This is a genomic window from Psychrobacillus psychrotolerans (assembly GCF_900115805.1).
GTDB classification, from domain to species: Bacteria; Bacillota; Bacilli; order Bacillales_A; family Planococcaceae; genus Psychrobacillus; species Psychrobacillus psychrotolerans.
Window position 1 is genome coordinate 15331 of sequence record NZ_FOXU01000004.1, and the last position, 19680, is coordinate 35010.

The following is a 19680-nucleotide window of genomic DNA, read 5'->3' on the forward strand; positions in this document are numbered from 1 at the left end:
TATTTAAACTAGCTCACTTATCTGATTAAGGCGGTGGGTTAGTTTTTTCTTTATGTTCTCCACAAAAATGGGGCTAGGAAATTGTAAGCAAAATAAACTGAGTCGGAAGTGAATCATGAGAAAAATAAAATGGAAAGAACTTTTTTTCACCTTAAGCTTAATGATTTTCTATGGTCTAAATGATGAAGATAGTTTGATTACTAAGCAATCAACAGACAGTTTTAGCTATATAGATATAATGGAATTTGGAGCTATTGGGGATGGAAAAACAGATGACACAGTTGCCTTTCAAAAAGCTTCTCAAGAAAATGGAGTTCTTAGATTAGATTCGGAGAAAACTTATCTGATCAACAAAACGATAGTATTAGACCTGAATAAGATTAATGGAATACAAGCTAATAATGCGAAGATCCTTATTAGCGAAGACGTTCCAGCATTTCATCTAAAAGGAAATAAGGTAGATGGTGGCGCTGAACCACCTTCCAATTTAGGATTGGAACATGAATTTTCTGCAGTAATTGACGGACTTCATGTTTATTCAAAAAATCATATAGGAACAGCTCTAGTGTTAGATGGTACATTTGGAGTCAACATATCAAATTCCCATTTTTATAACCTCAAAACAGGAATAGAACTTATAAATAAAAATAGAAATGTTATCATCACAGAAAACCAAATTTGGGATGTCGCAGAGTACGGAATACATTATAATAACTCGAATACCCATCAGAGCATCATTTCCAATAATCATGTGTCTTACGCTAAGATAGCAATTTTATTTGAAAATGGAGATGTTCATAACACTCAAATGAATAGTAATGATATTGAAGTGGGACACTCTGTAAATAACAATACACTTAGTGCAATAAAAGTCATTTGCGACAAACTTAACTCTCAATTCTCTCAAGCTCAGATTGTAGGTAATTCTATTGAAGACCATTTTCTTGCTAAAGAGGGAATAGTGAACCTTTATGCGGAATCTATGGACACTTCACAGATAAGAGCTGATCAAGTTCCTTATATAGGGATGATTGAATTAGTGGCAAATGAATTTTCAGGATCATCTAATGCGCTAATTTTAGAAAATATTAATGATTTAATTGTAAATGGAAATACCTTTAAGCTTATAACCGACGTCTTTATCTCTATTTTTACAGGTGGTGAGGGGATTAATATTTCAGGAAATACTTTTTCGGGGAAATTAGATAAAAATTCCGGTGGCAAAGTATTAAAAGTTGAAGGGGGAGTGGTTGGATATAGTTCTTCATTAAGATTTTTTATGTTTAATAATAATTCGGCCTACAATTTGTCAGATAATCTTATAAGTATGAAGAGAAAAGACGGATTGAAAGAAGAGTTCCAAGTGTCCGTTGTAAGTATTTGTAATAATATTCTTAATACCTCGTCATTAAATGATACAGTCAAATCAACCGATTATGTCATAGATATTAACGTACCCTCTTTAAAAGCAACAAATTTTAGTTCAAATATCATTACAGGGGAAAATATTAATCTAAAAGCTTTAAGAATATCTGGTGAAAATGAAAGTAATTTAGTAATAAAAGATAATATTATTAGTGGTTTGAAATAAATTTGTCCCTGTGTAAGATACAATTCGCAATTGTATCTTACACAGGGACCTTTATCTAAGAGTCTTTTTTATTGAGGTGAATAAATTTAGTTCTATAAAAGCTTGAGAAAGTTATTATTATAAATTAGTTAAGTATTGGGTACATAACTTTCGAGAATAACGAATATATTGTTTGTAATCCAAAATTCTATCTTCTACAAACTAGGTTTGTAAGGTTTCTTTGAAATTAGGTAATTCTAGACATTTAAATAAAATAACGGGGGGCATGAATTCATGAAAAGAAGGTCATTTGTATTTTTTACAATGTTGCTTATTCTCGCGTTAGTCTTATCGGGGTGTAATTGGTGGAATAAATCTGATAGCAATTCTAAAGAGGGAAGTAATCGAGAAGTCATTGTTGGTTTAGTTTCTGAGCCGGACTCTGTGGATATTCATAGAACTTCATCTACTGGGGAAGCAAATATTCCTTTGTACGATACTTTATTAAAACTAGATAATGACGGGAATATTATTCCGAATCTAATTACAGATTACGAAGTGGTAGGTGATGGGAAGGAAGTAATTTTCAATCTAAAGGAAAATGCAGTATTCCATTCGGGAAAACCAGTAAATGCAGAAGCTGTTAAACTTTCTTTTGAAAGATTAGTAGCATCATCTCCTTTTAGTACAAATGCTGGGGAAATAGACAACATAGAGGTTTTAAGTGAATTCTCTTTTAAAATAAAGTGGAAAAATCAGTTTGCACCATTTTTTATCAATGCAACGACTCCATTTTTAGCGCCACTTGATGTTTCTGTCTTGGACGATAAAGGAGAGGGATTTGAGAAAAATCCTAGTGGGTCTGGCCCGCTAAAACTAAAAGAAATTAATAGAGGAGATTCACTGGTTTATGAGCCTTATAAGGATTTTGATTGGAAAGGTCAAAAACCTGGATTTGATAGCGTGAAATTTAGGTTTATTCCGGATGAAGAGACAAGAATTTTGGAGTTCAAAAAAGGGAATGTGGATGTTTTGTTAAATGTTCCTTATCAATATATTGAAGATCTTGAGAAAGATTCAGAAGTAACGATTAAGAGAGTCCCTGGAGATGTTTTAAGTTACTTGGGCTGGAATAATAAGCTTCCTATTTTCCAAGATGTGAATGTAAGACAAGCAATTGCACTTGCCATTGATCGAGATTCCATTATTGACAATACATTAAATGGTGAGGCACAAGCAGTATTTGGCCCATTACCAAAAGCTGCATTTGGTTACAGTGAGAAAATAGAAACAATGGCTACCGACAAATATACGAGGGATACGGGTGCTGCGAAAAAGCTTTTGTCTGAAGCAGGATGGAAAGATATAAATAAAGATGGAGTTGTGATGAAAGATGGTGAGGAATTTTCAGTAGACTTATGGGTCGATGATGATCCAGCCAATCAGAGAGCTGCTCAAGTAATACAAAGTCAGTTGATGGAAATAGGTATTAAAATAACCATCTCTGTCAAAGAGGCTGCAACAATCATCGAACAAACGCCTAATGGAGCACATGAAATGCTACTTTGGAGCTTCGGTTGGCCTGATGCAGATGTATTGAATTTCTTACTTTTCGGAAAAGATAAATCCAAAAGATTACACTATGAAAATGAAAAAATATATAGCATTTTGGAAAAAGGTGCGATCGAGATGGATCAAGAAGCTCGTTTGAAGCTATATGAAAAAGCACAGGAAATGTTAGTGGAAGAGTCTCCGTTTGTGCCGCTCTATGTGAAAGAAAATATTACTGCCATCCGCAATTTCGAGAGCTTTGAAATACATCCAATTGAAGGTTCAATAGAGTGGACTAGTGTGAAAGTAAAGGAATAAGGATTTAGATTAGAAATATCTAAATCACATGGAATGGGGGCGTTTGCTTGTCATCCTATTTAGTCAAAAGAATATTCACAATGATGATAACTATACTTGGAGTATCCGTGCTAGTCTTCATGATTATTCATTTAATACCTGGAAATCCTATCAATCATATTCTAGGAGATTTTGCTACAGAAGAATCCATTAGGGAATTAGAAATTAGATTAGGGTTAGACCGTTCTATTCCCGTCCAATATTTTTCCTATATGTTGAATGCCATTCAAGGAGACCTTGGTACTTCTTATATTACAGGTTATACAGTAGTAGAAGAGATATTAAATAGGATTCCAATTACTGCACAATTAGCATTGTTTAGCATGGTTTTTGGATCGATAACAGGAATTGTTATTGGTGTTATAGCTGCGGTTAAAAAAAATACGATATACGACCAGCTAGCAATGCTTCTTGCTTTAGTTGGAATTTCTGCTCCTGGATTTTGGATCGCTTTGTTCTTAATTCTCTTATTTTCTTATCAATTAAATATCTTCCCGATTTCCGGGTATAACGGATTTTACTCGCTCGTTCTTCCTTCCATTACTTTAGGGTTAGGTACGGCAGGTAGTATAGCAAGGATGACTAGATCCAGTATGCTAGATGTTATTAAACAAGATTATATCCGAACTGCAAAAGCAAAAGGAGCAGGGGTATATCGTTTAATTTTCAGACATAGTTTACAAAACGCTTTAATACCTGTTGTAACCCTAATCGGAATGCAATTTGGATACTTAATGGCGGGTGCAGTCGTTACGGAGACAGTTTTTGCACTTCCTGGTCTTGGCAGTTTAATAGTTTCGGCGATTTCTACTAGAGACATTCCAACGGTTCAAGGCTTGCTGCTATTTATGGCTGCAATGATAATTATTGTAAATTTTGTGGTAGATCTCTTATATACAAAATTAGATCCTCGTATTCAATACGAATAACCAACCAAGATTTATTGTATTGCGGTCGTTTGAGAGGAGAGAATATGCTGAAGTCAATTGAAAAAAATAATCTTTCATTTGTTGATCCTGATCCTATAGATACTCAATCTAAAACAAACTTATTTTCGAACAATTTTTTTAATAAAATAAAGAAAAATAAAGGAGCAATCATTGGTTCAGTTATATTACTTTTTTTCATCATAACTTCGGCTTTAGCACCAATTATTGCACCATATCCGGTAAACGAAATGAATTTTGATGATAGTTTACAAGGTCCAAGCCTAGAACATTGGTTAGGTACGGATGAATTCGGTAGGGATATTTGGACTAGAATGCTTCATGGTGGCAGAGTTTCTTTACTTATGGGGCTATTCGCAGTTACTATTTCGGGTACGATTGGAGTAGTTTTAGGGGTAATTGCTGGATATTACCGCAAACTTGATATATATATCATGCAGTTTATAGACATCTTAATGACGTTCCCTTCATTACTTATGGCGATAGCAATTGTTGCTGTTTTAGGAGTAGGCTTAACAAATGCAATGATAGCAGTAGCTATTTCTGCAGTGCCATCATTTGTTCGTGTAGTAAGAGGTGCTGTGTTGTCAATACGAGAAACAGAGTATATAGAAGCTGCCAGAGCACTCGGAGTGAAAAATTGGAAGATAATAGGAAGACATATTTTACCTAACGTCATTTCCCCAATCATTATATTAGCAACGTTAGAATTTGGTGGTTCTATATTATCTGCTGCCTCCCTAAGTTTTCTAGGATTAGGTGCACAACCTCCGAATCCAGAATGGGGTGCACTTGTCTATGTAGGGAAGTCATTCTTAAGCCAAGCGTGGTGGATGACACTGTTTCCTGGACTTGCCATTATGTTGGTAGTCTTAGGGTTTAATTTATTGGGAGATGGATTAAGGGACGCTTTAGATCCTAAATCAAAATAAGCATAGGGGTGTTTTCGGATGAATTTACAACAGAAAATAGAGTCATATATTGATACCGTAGACGCTACATTTGGCATATATATTAAACACTTAGGGACGAACGAGGAAGTAAATATCAAAGAGCATCAACTTTTCCAAATGGCTAGTGTAGTAAAGGTCCCTATTTTAGTTACTTTATATGAAAAAGTTTATAAAGGTGAAATAGATTTGCAACAACGTATAAAGTTAGTAGAAGAAGATTATGTACCGGGCTCAGGAGTATTCCAAGAAATGGAGTATGGAATAGAGCCTACAATAAAAGATTTAGCTACTATGATGATTATTGTGAGTGATAATTTAGCTGCCGATAAAGTACTGAGTATCCTTGGTGGAACGCATCAAGTAGAGGAAAAGATGCATCAACTTGGCTTAAGTAATATATACACGAAGCATACTATTTGGGATCTTCTCAGTTTAAGTGCGGGTATCCCCTCACAGCCGTATAGTTTAAAACTCTTTGATGAAATTATAAGACGTCTGATAGATGGCGAGTATGATTGGAATAGTATAGTTTTTCAGGAAAGTACAGAAAACAATGTAAGTTCTGCCAAAGATATGAGTCTATTATTAGAAAAAATTGCTTTAGGAGATATCGTATCGGAAGAATGTTCAAGAGAAATTCGTGAAATTCTATTTAAACAGCATTTTCAACAGCGTATCGGGGGTTTACTTCCAAGAAATAAAAAAGTGGCAAACAAAACAGGTAGCCTAGGAACAATGTTCAATGATACGGGCATCGTTTATCTACCTGATAATAAAGGAGAATTCGTCATTACTGTATACTCTGTTGGCAACTCATTGGAGTACAAGGGAGATGAACCAATTGCTCGAATCGCTGAAATAGCCTATCAACATTTTATGAAAGCGGAGTAAACGGACTGGTTGCATCTACTATGTGAGGAGGTAGATCATTGACATCTGAATTATTAAAAATAGAGAATTTTCAAATTTCCTTCAAAGATGATGAAGCAGGTACAATCTCAGCAGTTAAGGATCTGTCCTTTCATATTAATGAGGGAGAGACAGTAGGGTTGGTTGGTGAGTCAGGGTGTGGAAAGAGTGTAACGGCCCTTTCTATCATGCGACTAATCGAGAAGAATGCAAGCTTTACAGAAGGAAAAACCGTATTTGAAGGGGAGGATATAAACTTATTTTCCGAAAAAGAGATGCAATCTATCCGGGGAAATAAAATATCAATGATCTTCCAAGAGCCTATGACTTCCTTAAATCCGGTGCATAAAATTGGGAAGCAAATTGGAGAGGTTCTTCATTTGCACGGATTTGCAAATAAAACAAATAGTATAGAAAAAACTATCGAAATACTGAAAAAAGTTGGAATTCCTCGTGCAGAAAGTATAGTGAATGACTATCCTCATCAGTTATCCGGAGGAATGAGGCAGAGAGTAATGATTGCGATGGCTATGGCTTGTAATCCCAAACTGCTTATTGCAGACGAACCAACCACGGCACTCGATGTAACTATACAAGCGCAAATATTGGATTTAATGAATATATTGCAGGAAGAATATAATACTGCAATCTTATTAATTACCCATGATTTAGGTGTAATTTCAGAGATGGCTGATAGAGTGATTGTCATGTACTATGGGCAAATTGTGGAGCAGGCAGATGTACGAACTCTTTTTAAACAACCAAAGCATCCTTATACGATTGGTTTGTTAAATTCTGTTCCTAATATCGATAGTGAAAATGAGTCGAGATTAACTCCCATTGATGGTAACGTACCAAATCTAGGAGTGATTAAATCGGGATGTCCGTTTCGAGCCCGCTGCCAACATGCTCATGCAAAATGTCATGAGGAAAACCCACCTCTATTTAAACATGAATCTCAATACGTTAGATGCTGGTTGTATGACGAGCAAGGAGGAATTGTATGAATCAGCCATTGCTTAGTGTGAAGGATTTAAAAACACACTTTCCTGTAAAGAAGAAACTATTTAATAAAGGAAGTCACTCTATAAGGGCCGTTGACGGTATAAGCTTTCATGTAAATAAAGGAGAAACGCTTGGAATAGTAGGGGAAAGCGGATGCGGGAAATCAACAATGGGAAGAAGTATTCTTCGTTTAATTGAACCAACAGAGGGTTCGATTGTGTTCGAAGGTCGTGAAGTCACAACCTTAGATCAGACAAATTTAAGGAAACTACGAAGCAAAATGCAAATCGTTTTTCAAGATCCCTACGCTTCACTTAATCCTAAAATGACTGTAGGAGCTATTCTAGGCGAAGCACTTTCAACACATCAGCTAGGACAAAGTGCTAAAGAAAGAAAAAAGAAGGTCGAGAATTTGCTATTAAAAGTTGGCTTGAGTCATACCCATATTGGGCGCTACCCACATGAGTTTAGTGGTGGACAAAGGCAGCGAATTGGAATAGCAAGGGCTATAGCAGTAAACCCCTCATTAATTATTGCGGATGAACCAGTTTCCGCGTTAGATGTATCAGTACAAGCACAGGTATTAAATTTATTTCAAGATTTAAAAGAAACATTGGGATTAACCTATATTTTCATTGCACATGACTTGAGTGTTGTTAAACATGTAAGCGATAGAATAGGGGTTATGTATTTAGGGAAAATTGTAGAGTTATCCGATAAAAGACAATTATTTCAAAAACCCCTGCATCCTTATACACAGGCACTTATGTCTGCAGTTCCTTCACTCGATCCCGATATAAAAAAGAACCGAATTATTTTAACAGGCGATGTTCCGAGTGCCTCCAATCCACCAACTGGATGTTCATTTCACACACGGTGCAGATTTAAAAAAAATGTATGTGAAAGTGTAGCGCCACGTGAAATTGAAGTAAGTTCAGGTAGGTTTGTGAATTGCCATATGTATGATAATGAATATAAGAGAGATTTTAATTGATTTCGTCCCTGTGTAAGATACAATTCTGAATTGTATCTTACACAGGGACCTTTTAGGGAATACCGAAAATACAACAGCATATGATATGGGAGGGGTAAAAGAATTATAGGAGGAATATAACTGTTTTGTGCTTCATGTGGTTCAAGAATAGATAATGGAGCAAAGTTTTGCTCAATATGTGGTAAAGGGATTGAAGCAAAAAGCGAAGCGGTAGAATCTACTTCTAACAAGAAGAGGAGTAGAACTAAACCTAAACCTAAACCTAAACCTAAACCTAAACCTAAACCTAAACCTAAACCTAAACCTAAACCTAAACCTAAACCTGACATTGATAATGAATTACTTAGATTATTTATAGGTGAAAAAAAGCAACACTATTACATACGAAGATGGTCAAAAGGTTTAAATACGTGGAACTGGGTAGCTTTTTTCTTTCCACTTTTTTGGTTTGGTTATAGAAAAATGTATAAGCCAATATTCTCGATTGTAGGAGTTATTATAGTAATAAACCTCTTAGTTACTGTATTAGGAATAGACGAGGTTATTTTTAATGCAGTGATGAAGTTTGCTGTTTCATTTACTGTTGGAATTACCGGTAATAATTTTTATCGTCGCCATGCATTAAAAAGAATTCGTGAAATGTCAGAAAGTAATATTAGTGATGTAGAGTTATTAAAAAACGAAATTCAGTTGCAAGGTGGAACTAGTTGGAAAGGTGCTTTGGGATCTTTCGTATTGGTAGGAATTTCTTTACTAATAGTAATGACCATGCTCAAATTTGTCCCATCTATAAACCAAGTAACAGAATTAGAGCTAGATTCAAATATTGAATCCGAGATTATTCAAGTGCTTGAAGGTAATATACTAGCACTTGAAAACGAGAATATGGATGAGTATATGTCTAAGGTGTATACACATGCTGAGCAAACAACTTTTGCGGAAATAAAAAAAATGCTAAGTGACATATTTGAGGATTTTGACTTAGCATATGAACTTAGGGATTTTGAGTTTTTATCAATTTCAGAACAAGAAGTCAAAGTACGTGTAACTCAAATAACAACTCTTGTAGAAGGAGAAAACTTCCGAGATAACGAGTCCATATTCATCCATACACTGAAACCTCAAAAAGAAGAGTGGAAGTTTTTTGACAGTGAAGTAGAGTCCATAAAGTATTTGGCCGAAGATCAATCCCTAGTATCAAATGCTGAGACTATCCCTAATTATTCTTCCTATATTCCTACATTAAAAGCACCTAGCATGTTTGATTTTTTTATTGAGGATAAAATCGACGTAAATAATGATGGAATCTTAGAAACAATTTCTTTTAGGGGTGGGGCAATAGGAGGTAGCAGTTACTTAAATGAAAATGTAGAAATAGTAGTAGAATTTGATGGACTTGAAATAACGCCACTAACACTTTCTGCAGAGAATGCGCCAATTCTTTACTTTTATGATATTAACCAAGATGGTTGGATGGAGATTTTCTTTGAGACCGGTGCCCGTATAATAGGAACGGAAATGTACGAATTCACACCAGACGGATTAGCAAAGGTTACCACCTTAAATGGTTCTGTAGAGAAGTTTACTCCATATGAGATAATCACAAGCGAATATAATTACGTATTTGATAAGTCTTTAATAGTGAATCCTTGGATTGTCCCTGTGTAAGATACAATTCCGAATTGTATCTTACACAGGGACCTTTTTTGCGTGGACATGTCATAGCCACCAAGACTAGCACATATAGTAGAAATGATATTACATCATGATAGCGACTTTATAACTAACTATTTTCATAGGAAGGAAGCGGTTTTTATAAAAAAGCATTAGCGGTATGTAGCAAAATTTATAGTTAGGCTCGTCAACTAAATCACGCTTTGGAAAAGGGGAAATTTGTATTGAAGAAAAACTTATCAAGTAAGTTATTTAGCATCTTAATGGTACTAGCTATGGTCTTAACGATGCTTAGCCCGGCTATGACTGCTTCTGCAAACTCAGCTGTAAAGCCATTCAAGCAAAATACACCAAGCGAAAGTACGATACAGTTAAAATCAGCTATAGCAGAACAGTTAAATGTATTAGATGGTGGGCCAAAATTACACAAAGACTTACAAGACCAAACGGGTAACCAAGATGTTGCAGTTATCATTCATTTATCTGAAAAACCAGTAGCTCTTGAAAAAGGAATAAGCGAATTAAAAGGAAAAGCATTCTCAGCTACTCAAGAAAAACAAGTGAGAACTAAAGTAAAGGCACAACAAACATCTGTGAAAAAGGAATTATCTATAAAAAATATTACGATTAAACAAGGTTATGCCTTTGATACAGTGTTGAACGGTTTCGCAGCAACAGTTAAAGCAAGTGATATTCCAAAACTACTAACCGTTCAAGGAGTAACATTAGTGGAACCGGACACAATTGTTTATGCGTCGGAGGAACCACAAAAAACGAAACCAACAAAACCTTCTACAATTATTAAAACTCCTAAAGTAGATGCAAAGATGAATACAAGTATCTCTTTCTTAGGAATTGAAAAGCTTTGGAATGAAGGAATTGAGGGACAAGGGGTTAAAGTAGCGGTACTTGATACAGGTATTGATGCAGATCATCCAGAATTCGCAGGCATTTATAAAGGTGGAAAGAACTTCATTCCAAATTCATCCACTTATACAAAAACACGTACAGAAGATGATGCTTCGGAGACATTACCTTCTGAACGTCCAGCAGGAACACCTGAATTTAATACAACGGGAAGTTCATTTTATACATCACATGGTACACATGTTGCTGGCACAATTGCAGCAATCGGCGCAAACGAATATGGCATTAAAGGGATTGCACCTAAAGTAGATCTTTATGCATATCGTGTACTGGGAGCATATGGTAGTGGCTCAACTTCAGGTATAGTAAAAGCAATAGATACAGCGGTAATTGAAAAAATGGACGTTATCAACCTTTCACTTGGCGGAGGAGCAAACTCTGAAACGGATGCAGGATCATTTGCTATAAATAATGCCATGATGGCTGGGACTATCGGAGTTGTCGCAACAGGTAATGATGGTCCAAACCGTGGCACGATGGGAACTCCGGCTACTGCACGTTTAGGGATTGGAGTGGGTAACACAACAAATCCCGAAACGATGCATAACGGAGAAGTAAAAGTTTCAGTTGGAGACTATAACTTAACGAAACAACTTCAGTTAATGGGTACAACTTTTGGAAAAGATTTAGCAACACAACTTCAAGGTGAGTTTGACTTAGTAGCAGTACCTGGCCTTGGAGAAGTAAAAGATTTTGAAGGAATTGATGTGAAAGGGAAAGTAGCATTGATTGCACGTGGTTCTATCGCATTTGTCGATAAAATTGCAAATGCAAAAGCAAATGGAGCAGTTGCTACGATTATTCATAATTCTACTGCGGGATCGAATACACCAAATGCTTCAGGCACATTCCTTGGCGATTCATTTGCCTTCATTCCAACTTATGATATGTCTTTGACTGATGGAGTGGCAATTCGTGCTGCATTGGCAGGTGGAACAGGAAAAGTTAGCTTTGGTAAATTTGCTTCCACGAATACTGTTGGAGATGATGTAAATGACTCCAGTTCACGTGGACCTTCTACACCAAACTTTGATATTAAACCAGATGTAAGTGCACCTGGAACAAATATTATGTCTACTATTCCAATGTACAAAAAAGATTTCCCTGATGCAGTTTACGGGGAAGCATATGATCGTAAAACAGGAACTTCTATGGCAACACCACATATTGCAGGTATTGCTGCACTTGTAAAACAAGCAAATCCTTCTTGGAATGCTTTTGATGTAAAAGTAGCGCTTTCCAATACGGCTAAAATCTTGGATACAAAGAAGTATGATGTATTCGCTCAAGGTGCAGGCCGTGTAGATGCGTATGCTGCAGCTCACCCAGAAATTCTTGCATATGCAAAAGATACTGCAGTACGAGATGCTACTGGAGCAGTAGTAGAAAACTTAAAAGGGACAGTTACTTTCGGTCCACAATCACTTAAAGAAGGTAATATTTCCGTAACAAAAGAGATTTTAGTAAAAGATATTGCTGGTAAAGGTGGAAACTATAACGTCTCAGTAGATGTTACCAAGTCATTTGGTGATGCAAAAGTGACGATAGACAAACCGACATTCAATCTTGCTGGAGAGCAAATATTAAAAGTTACGTTAACTGCTTCTAAAGCAACTGCACCAAACGGTTCTGAAATACTAGGATATATCCATATTAATGGTGGGGCTTCAGAAGTTTCCTTGCCATTTGCAGCAGATTTTGGTGGAGCAGAGGCAACACAATTGAAAGACTTCAAAATCTCAACTACAGACTTGTCATTTAATGGGGATGGAGTTAAAGATACTGCAGTTCTATCATTTACACTAACTGGTGACGTAACTACTAACTATATTGAACTTTGGGATATTATGAATCCTGAAGGTGGGGAATACGGGGATGGCTATATTGGTTACTTACATTCAGGTGCAGCACTAGCAAAAGGATCTTATACCCTGAATGTTGCCGGACAGTACAAACCATGGGGTACTGCACCTGCAACAACGATTCCAGATGGTCTATATACAGTTGACTTTACTGGCGTTGCAGCTTCAGGAGTTGTCCAAGATTATGTAGGACCGATTGTAGTAAAAACTACAAAACCAGTAGTTAGTGGTTCTGTGAAAGACGGAGTGGCAACTGGTCAAGTAACAGACAAATATATCGATTACAATGAAGAATTATATTTATACGGCTTAGACTACAACTTAAATGAAAAATTAAAAGCTTCCTATATTCCAACTGTAAATGGAGTTGCAAAAGCAGCGGTTGCCTTTAATTTGAACCAAGATGGTAGCTTTACATTCCCAGTAACGGCTGACACAGATTCAGTAAAAGTAATTATTAATGATGCTGCTGGAAATGTTGGCGAAGCATTAATTTATGAAAAAGTAGTGGAAGTCCCAGAGCCAGTTCTATCACTTTCAGTAAACCCAACGAAGCTAGATTTAACAGCTGGAGAAACATCTCAACTGACTGTAACAGAAACATCTACGCCTGTAGAAGGGGATGCAACTACTAAAAATGTAACTTCAGACGCTAAGTATGTAGTAGCAGATGAAAGTATTGTAAAAGTTGCAAATGGATTAGTAACCGCGGTTGGAAAAGGTTCTACTACAATTACAATTACACATGGTAAAAATGAAGTGACAGTAAATGTGACGGTAAAAGATCCAGTAGTTATTGTACCAGGGGTCACTTTAACTGCTAACAAAACACAGATTGATTTGGAACCAAAAGAAGAAGCACAACTGAAAATAACAGAAGTAACCACAACAGCAGATGGAAAAACAAAACGCAAAGATGTAACCAAAGCCGCAACATATAAAGTAGCAGACAACAAAGTTGCTAGCGTAAAAGATGGTTTAGTCATAGCAAAAAATGCAGGAAGCACAGCAATCACTGTTAAATACGGTAAAAACGAGCTAACTGTGAATGTGACCGTTACAGAACCAGAGGTAACTTTAACGGCAAATAAAACACAAATTGACCTACAAAAAGGAAAAGAAGCGCAACTGAAAATAACAGAAGTAACAACAACAGCAGACGGTAAAACGAAAAAGACAGACGTAACAAGTGCTGCCAAATATTCAGTATCAGACAATAAAGTAGTTTCAGTAAAAAATGGTTTAGTAACAGCTAAAAATGCAGGGACTACAGTCATTACAATTAAATACGGTAAAAATGAGTTAACTGTAAATGCAACAGTCACTGAACCGGGCGTGACACTAACGGCAAACAAAACGCAAGTTGATTTGGAAATTGGAAAAGAAGCCCAACTGAAAATAGTGGAAGTAACAACAACTGCAGATGGCAAAGAAAAGAAAGTAGACGTAACAAAAGCTGCAACGTATAAAGTGACGAACAGTAAAATTGCCACTGTAAGCAATGGCTTAATAACGGCAGTAAAGGCAGGGGAAACTACTATTACCGCTAAGTATGGTAAACAGGAAGTAACTATAAATGTGATAGTTACAGAGCCGATAGTGACTATAACTGCAAATAAAACTGAAATTAATTTAGAACCAGGAAAAGAAGCCCAACTGACTATTAAAGAAGTAATCACTTCAGCAGATGGAAAAACGAAACAAACGGACATCACAAGTCTTGCAACATATAAATCTGGAAACAATAAAGTTGCAACTGTAAATAAAGGTTTAATAACAGCAAAAGGTGTAGGAAGCACAACAATTACCGCTAAATACGGTAAAAATGAAGTTACTATAAATGTCACAGTGGCAGAACCACAAGTGACACTTACGGTAAACAAACCAGATATTAGTTTGGAATCAGGCAAAGAATCCCAATTAAAAATTGTGGAAGTAACAACAACTGCAGATGGGAAAACAAGCGAACGAAACGTGACAACTGCTGCAACATATAAAGTGGCAGATAAAGCAATAGCTACTGTAACGGATGGTCTAGTGAAAGCCAAAGGTGCGGGAAGCACAACGATCACTGTGAAATACGGTAAAAATGAAATAACTGTAAATGTGACGGTAACCAAACCAGAAGTGACGCTGTTTACAGACATATCACAAATTGATTTGGAACCAGGTAAAGAAGCGCAACTGACTATTAAGGAAATCACAACAACAGTAGACGGAAAAACAACAGAAAAAAATGTTACCTCTTCTGCAAAATACAAAGTAGCGGATAATTCTGTGGCAACTGTAACGAATGGTTTAGTCAGAGCAAAAAATGCCGGAACTACAACGATCAATGTTAGCTACGGTGAAAATAATCTAACGGTAAACGTAAATGTTGCTGCATCTGAAGTAACATTGGTTGCAGATAACACACAAATCGAGTTAGAAGCTGGAAAAGAAGTACGCATAGCGATTAAAGAAGTAACAACAACACCAGATGGCACAGCGACTGAAAGAGATGTAACAGCAGCGGCAAAATATACTCCAGGCGATAAAGCATTAATCACAGTGAACAGTGGTTTAGTAAGAGCCAAAAAAGCAGGAAATACAACAATTACCGTAAAATACGGTAAAAATGAACTCACACTAAACGTAAATATCACAGAAGCAAGCATCAGATCAATCGTGCCAGGTTCAGAAACTGTAGTACCAAGTCCGGAATCATTCACTCCGGGTACAGAAGCGATTCCAGTACCTGCGTAAACTGTCCCTGTGTAGCAAACAATTCTGATAGTTAACGAAAAGCCCACGCCTCTTAAATAACAGAGGTGTGGGCTTATTTTTTTGTCCCTGTGTAAGATACAATTCAGAATTGTATCTTACACAGGGAACTACTAAATTCCATCAACATAATCACGATGAATATACAATTCCGTGTAGTCCACCGAATCCGAAAGAACTTTAATCCACTCAGATTCTGGTAGATTATCATCTAATATCGTGATTGGCATTCCACTATTTGTATATCGATAGGCAGCTGTAAAATTAGTGCCAGGACCTGTACGAACGTTTAGACCAGATGTGTTGGTGATGCCAAGTTTGTAGGGAGTTAGAGAATCTCGTCCACCCATCATTTGATCGATACGATACATATGGCCGGCAGCTTTTGCTCCCCAGTATGGGTCAGATGCATATTTAACGTTGATCCCGATTGCTTTGTTGCCAAAAACTGCACCATTCGCATAACCGGCGTTCGGACGAAGATAATTTTTGTTTAAAAATGCATTTACTAGCTCATCAATATTTTGTTCCACTGTTGTAAAATATTTGGCTAAAGGATTGTTGTCTGTAACATAAAGACCAAAAAGGTTATTGTATTCTTGCGCTCTATTACTTAAACCGTATGCACTTTCATGCTGAGCTAGTGCAAGGATGAATAATGCATTGATATGCTGCGATTCTTCTAATTGTTTAAGATAAGAACCTAGACCAATAAGCTTACTTTTTTGAGTTGCCTGTTGATATAATATATTATTTGGGTTTTCGCTTTCTAGCTTTTGAAGCATGGTCATTATATAAGTGTCGATTTCTTCCGCTGTATAATTCGTTTTGCTTCGTGCGGATAAGTATTCAAAATAAGGATAGCTTGTCCCTACTTCTTGACCCGATGTATTTGTAAAATGAACACCATCCACACTATAGTATGTCTGACCGGGAATCATAAAAGCGGGTGCAGCTCCAATTTGATAGGAAGAGTATGTTTTACTGCTTGTGGAATAAATAGAATGCACTAGTTGACCATTAGCTGCAGAATAATATGATCTACCTGTCAACGCACTCTCCGGAATAAGATTACTATTCTCATGTTTAATAAACATGTTCTTACCAGCGACATTTACCTCCACATAGGCATCTGTAGAGTCAATATATAGTAGATCTGTATTTGCAGTTACATAAGTAAATGCTTTGGTTAGTTGCTTGTCTGAATAAACATTCGTTAATACATTAGCTCCATTAGCTTTCGTAACGACCATTCCACGAGACATTTTGATAAGGGAATCCTTATACTGGATGGCCTGACCTGGCTTTAAGTTGGTTAAAGCAATCTCATAAGTAGCGTACGATTTTACTACACTAGTAGTTCCATTGGTTGCAATATTGACGACATCGTATGTACCGGGTGTCTCAATTGTAAATTGTTTTTGATTGTATGTAGCGAGGGGTTTACCATCTTCATCCGTCACACTATTTGTAATATGAAGTGTATACGTTGCTGCGTAAGTATACCCCTCAGTTGGAGCAGCAACTTGGACGCTTTTACGATCCGAAGCGACAGTAAGTGGCCCGTTTTGCTTTACCCCAAATTGGTCCAACACATAAACCGAATTAGCGTGGACACTACTAGCATCAACTGCCTTATTGAACGTTATAGTCCAAGTTTTATCGGGTTTTACATTTACAGAAGTCTCAAAACTAGCTGCGCTCGATAGGGATGGTAGTATTAATAGCATACAAAATACTAAAATACCTACAAAAAAATTATTCCTTAAATTTACTTTTTGAATCAACTTATTTCCCTCCTTTTTTAATAATAATCACCCTACTATACTATCAGCTTATAGACTAAATGTCCCTGTGTAAAATACAATTCAGAATTGTATCTTACACAGGGACCTTTTAAATTCTGCTGAACTCCATTACAATAGGAACTAATGAAACATCCATAAAAGAAGGAGGTAATAAAATGTTAATAAAAGCATTGAAAAAAGCATTGCCAATTTTAGTTTGTTTCGGACTATTAATCGCAATTCCGATTAATTCACAGGCAACAACGAAAGTAATGTGGGGAAAAACTGAGCTGAAGCTTGGACAAATTGGAAAAGTAACAATTTTAGCAGACACTCCACTTGTGAAAATGGAAAGCAATGGAACATTATCTACCGTTCGTATGCTGAAAAAAGGGGACGAATATCGCGTATACAGCTATAAAGGCCAACATAACGGATTATACGGTGTAGGCGGAAGTAGCTTCGTTCAAAAAAACACAGCAAAAGTAAAATACGAAACACCTTCTAAAAGAAAACTAGCACTTGTAACTCCAAAACCAATCATCACAACTCCAGTGGATCCACCGGCTTTGGAAGTAATTGATATCCAGTAGTCCCTGTGTAGCACACAATTCAATTCAAGTACAAAAATCCCGCTTTCCAACTAGGAAAGCGGGATTTTCGTTATTTCAAATACCTTTTTGCACCTGCGTAATTCCTCTTATAATTTCCTGCATTCATTGATTCTATTTTGACCTTCGAAGAGGCATGTGGAGCATGGAGCATTTTGCCGTCCCCTACAAATAACCCGACATGATACACTTTTCCTTTTCCTCCATTACCTGCGAAAAATACTAGATCACCAGGCTGTAAGTTTTTCTTGGAAACGGATGTGCCTTTTGTTGCTTGATAAAAGGAGTCGCGCGGTATGAGTATTCCATGATTTTTGTACACGGAGTAAATGATACCTGAGCAGTCGAAGCCATAAGCAGAAGTACCTGCCCATAAGTATGGAAGGTCTAAGAACTGTTTAGCGCTATTGACGATATCTTTTTGAGATGGCTTTGGTACTGCTGCGTAATTTTTATAAACTTTCGCATCTTTCTTTGCTAAGTATTTAATGCCATTTGCTGGAGTCATTACATGCAACCATTCACCTTCTTCTTTCACTACCGGAAGAATAGTCGTGTAACTGATCGGGATATAAACTTTTTTCTTATTCGTATCTTGGTATAGATTAGTAGATTTTGCATTTACAATGGCGATAGGACATTCAGAAGTATCTGTAGTTGTTTCTACTATATGTGATGATGGGACCCATCCAGGATATCCTTCTTTTTGATAGGGGACATACTGATCTTTAACAGCAATTCTAGTCCATTTACCGCTCTTTTTTAAGGTGGCGACTTCATCACCGAATAGTGCTTGCGTATCGGTTTTGTCCACGAGCCACCATTTTTGGGTCAGATTCATACTTTTCGTCCACTTTGTAATATTAACAGGAGTGGTAATAGAAGCTTTATCTACTGGTCTATTAATATTTGGTTTATGCCAAAGTGACGTTACTTGTACATTCACAAACGTCTTTTTTACCTTACCTGGTTTCTCACAGGAAGCAACGGGAACAGGTGTAGGTGTTGGAGCAGGAGTAGGTACTGGCGGCGTAGGCACTGGTACTGGTGTTATTACTTTTCGAAAAGCTGGATTCAAAACACGGGCAAGTAAAATAGCAAAATCTTCTTTTGTAATATTGACTAATGGTTTAAAAGTATTGTCTGGATATCCAGTAGCGATACTATTTGCTTGTAATACATGAATAAATTCAGAAACCCAATATTCAGGCAACACATCGACAAAAGGAGTTTTAGTAGTGCCCGTTAAATTGAACCCCCGAACTAGGAACACGGCACCTTCGCCTCTTGAAAAGGATGCATTTGGATTAAAAGCACCATTCTCGTCCAATTTAATAATTCCCTTTTCTACAATTGCAGCGATTACAGGGAAACTTGCATGATTCCTTGGAACATCGGAAATGACCAAATCGGATTGTGCCTTAACCTCCAATCCTAGTGCTTTTACAAGCATTTCTGCAGCCTCTAGTCTTTTAAGTTCTTGTGATAACCCAAAGTCTTTCGACGGATCACCTACTAAAATGCCTTTAGAAGCTAAAAAGTCTAACTCCGCTTTAGCAAAATAATCATCTCCAACATCTTTGAATAAAGGAGCGGCACTCACATTACTAACAGATAAAAACATAAGCGTAAATACTACTATAATTACGGTGAATCTTCTCAGAATTCTCAGCCCCTTTATCTTTCTATATACCTACCTCATATGAAATGCATATACATGACGATTTATACCAAACAGCATAAGTCTCACTCCTGCACACTAATTATGGT

At 36.7% G+C, this 19680-nt stretch carries 12 protein-coding genes; 10 read left to right on the plus strand and 2 right to left on the minus strand.

Translation table 11 applies throughout. The features are described 5' to 3' along the window. Window positions 1-115 precede the first annotated feature (115 nt). The 9 genes from BM260_RS09405 (at window position 116) to BM260_RS09445 (ending at window position 15494) form a co-directional block, all read left to right on the plus strand. The gene (locus BM260_RS09405) at window positions 116-1591 is read left to right on the plus strand and encodes a right-handed parallel beta-helix repeat-containing protein (RefSeq protein WP_093537098.1); all 1476 of its coding nucleotides are present in this window, start codon (window positions 116-118) and stop codon (window positions 1589-1591) included. A 273-nt stretch (window positions 1592-1864) separates the two neighbouring features. Further along, the gene (locus BM260_RS09410) at window positions 1865-3439 is read left to right on the plus strand and encodes an ABC transporter substrate-binding protein (protein WP_093537099.1); all 1575 of its coding nucleotides are present in this window, start codon (window positions 1865-1867) and stop codon (window positions 3437-3439) included. Between the two features lie 47 nt (window positions 3440-3486). Then, on the plus strand, window positions 3487-4407 hold the full coding sequence (locus tag BM260_RS09415; RefSeq protein WP_093537100.1) for an ABC transporter permease: 921 nt from the start codon (window positions 3487-3489) through the stop codon (window positions 4405-4407). Between the two features lie 44 nt (window positions 4408-4451). Continuing rightward, window positions 4452-5357, plus strand: coding sequence for an ABC transporter permease (locus tag BM260_RS09420; protein WP_093537101.1), 906 nt, complete (start codon window positions 4452-4454; stop codon window positions 5355-5357). 18 nt (window positions 5358-5375) lie between these two features. Continuing rightward, a complete protein-coding gene (locus BM260_RS09425; protein WP_093537102.1) occupies window positions 5376-6269 on the plus strand; it encodes a serine hydrolase in 894 nt (297 codons plus the stop codon). Between the two features lie 38 nt (window positions 6270-6307). Next, complete coding sequence (locus BM260_RS09430) at window positions 6308-7294, plus strand: ABC transporter ATP-binding protein (protein ID WP_093537103.1); 987 nt, start codon at window positions 6308-6310, stop codon at window positions 7292-7294. Next, the gene (locus tag BM260_RS09435) at window positions 7291-8286 is read left to right on the plus strand and encodes an ABC transporter ATP-binding protein (protein WP_093537104.1); all 996 of its coding nucleotides are present in this window, start codon (window positions 7291-7293) and stop codon (window positions 8284-8286) included. Before BM260_RS09430 ends, BM260_RS09435 begins: the two co-directional genes overlap by 4 nt. 381 nt (window positions 8287-8667) lie before the next feature. Next, complete coding sequence (locus BM260_RS09440; protein WP_245762696.1) at window positions 8668-9954, plus strand: DUF2628 domain-containing protein; 1287 nt, start codon at window positions 8668-8670, stop codon at window positions 9952-9954. 281 nt (window positions 9955-10235) lie between these two features. Beyond that, window positions 10236-15494 carry a S8 family serine peptidase gene (locus BM260_RS09445; RefSeq protein WP_407691710.1) on the plus strand — a complete coding sequence of 1753 codons (5259 nt, stop codon included), beginning with the start codon at window positions 10236-10238 and terminating at the stop codon, window positions 15492-15494. A 131-nt stretch (window positions 15495-15625) separates the two neighbouring features. Here the strand turns inward: BM260_RS09445 and BM260_RS09455 are convergent, their stop codons facing one another. Beyond that, window positions 15626-17299: a glucosaminidase domain-containing protein gene (locus BM260_RS09455; protein ID WP_093537107.1), complete on the minus strand. Its 1674-nt coding sequence runs from the start codon at window positions 17297-17299 to the stop codon at window positions 15626-15628. A gap of 176 nt (window positions 17300-17475) precedes the next feature. Between BM260_RS09455 and BM260_RS09460 the strand changes: the two genes are divergently transcribed. Next, complete coding sequence (locus tag BM260_RS09460; RefSeq protein ID WP_093537108.1) at window positions 17476-17892, plus strand: hypothetical protein; 417 nt, start codon at window positions 17476-17478, stop codon at window positions 17890-17892. A gap of 70 nt (window positions 17893-17962) precedes the next feature. Here the strand turns inward: BM260_RS09460 and BM260_RS09465 are convergent, their stop codons facing one another. Next, window positions 17963-19534: an NlpC/P60 family protein gene (locus tag BM260_RS09465; RefSeq protein ID WP_093537109.1), complete on the minus strand. Its 1572-nt coding sequence runs from the start codon at window positions 19532-19534 to the stop codon at window positions 17963-17965. Window positions 19535-19680: the final 146 nt, after the last annotated feature.

Excerpts from the sequence above, each read along its gene's own strand:
- BM260_RS09410 (WP_093537099.1), top strand. The coding sequence starts at position 1,865 with ATGAAAAGAAGGTCATTTGTATTTTTTACAATGTTGCTTATTCTCGCG.
- BM260_RS09460 (WP_093537108.1), top strand. The coding sequence starts at position 17,476 with ATGTTAATAAAAGCATTGAAAAAAGCATTGCCAATTTTAGTTTGTTTC.
- BM260_RS09445 (WP_407691710.1), top strand. The coding sequence starts at position 10,236 with ATGGTCTTAACGATGCTTAGCCCGGCTATGACTGCTTCTGCAAACTCA.
- BM260_RS09425 (WP_093537102.1), top strand. The coding sequence starts at position 5,376 with ATGAATTTACAACAGAAAATAGAGTCATATATTGATACCGTAGACGCT.
- BM260_RS09420 (WP_093537101.1), top strand. The coding sequence starts at position 4,452 with ATGCTGAAGTCAATTGAAAAAAATAATCTTTCATTTGTTGATCCTGAT.
- BM260_RS09435 (WP_093537104.1), top strand. The coding sequence starts at position 7,291 with ATGAATCAGCCATTGCTTAGTGTGAAGGATTTAAAAACACACTTTCCT.
- BM260_RS09405 (WP_093537098.1), top strand. The coding sequence starts at position 116 with ATGAGAAAAATAAAATGGAAAGAACTTTTTTTCACCTTAAGCTTAATG.
- BM260_RS09465 (WP_093537109.1), bottom strand. The coding sequence starts at position 19,534 with ATGTTTTTATCTGTTAGTAATGTGAGTGCCGCTCCTTTATTCAAAGAT.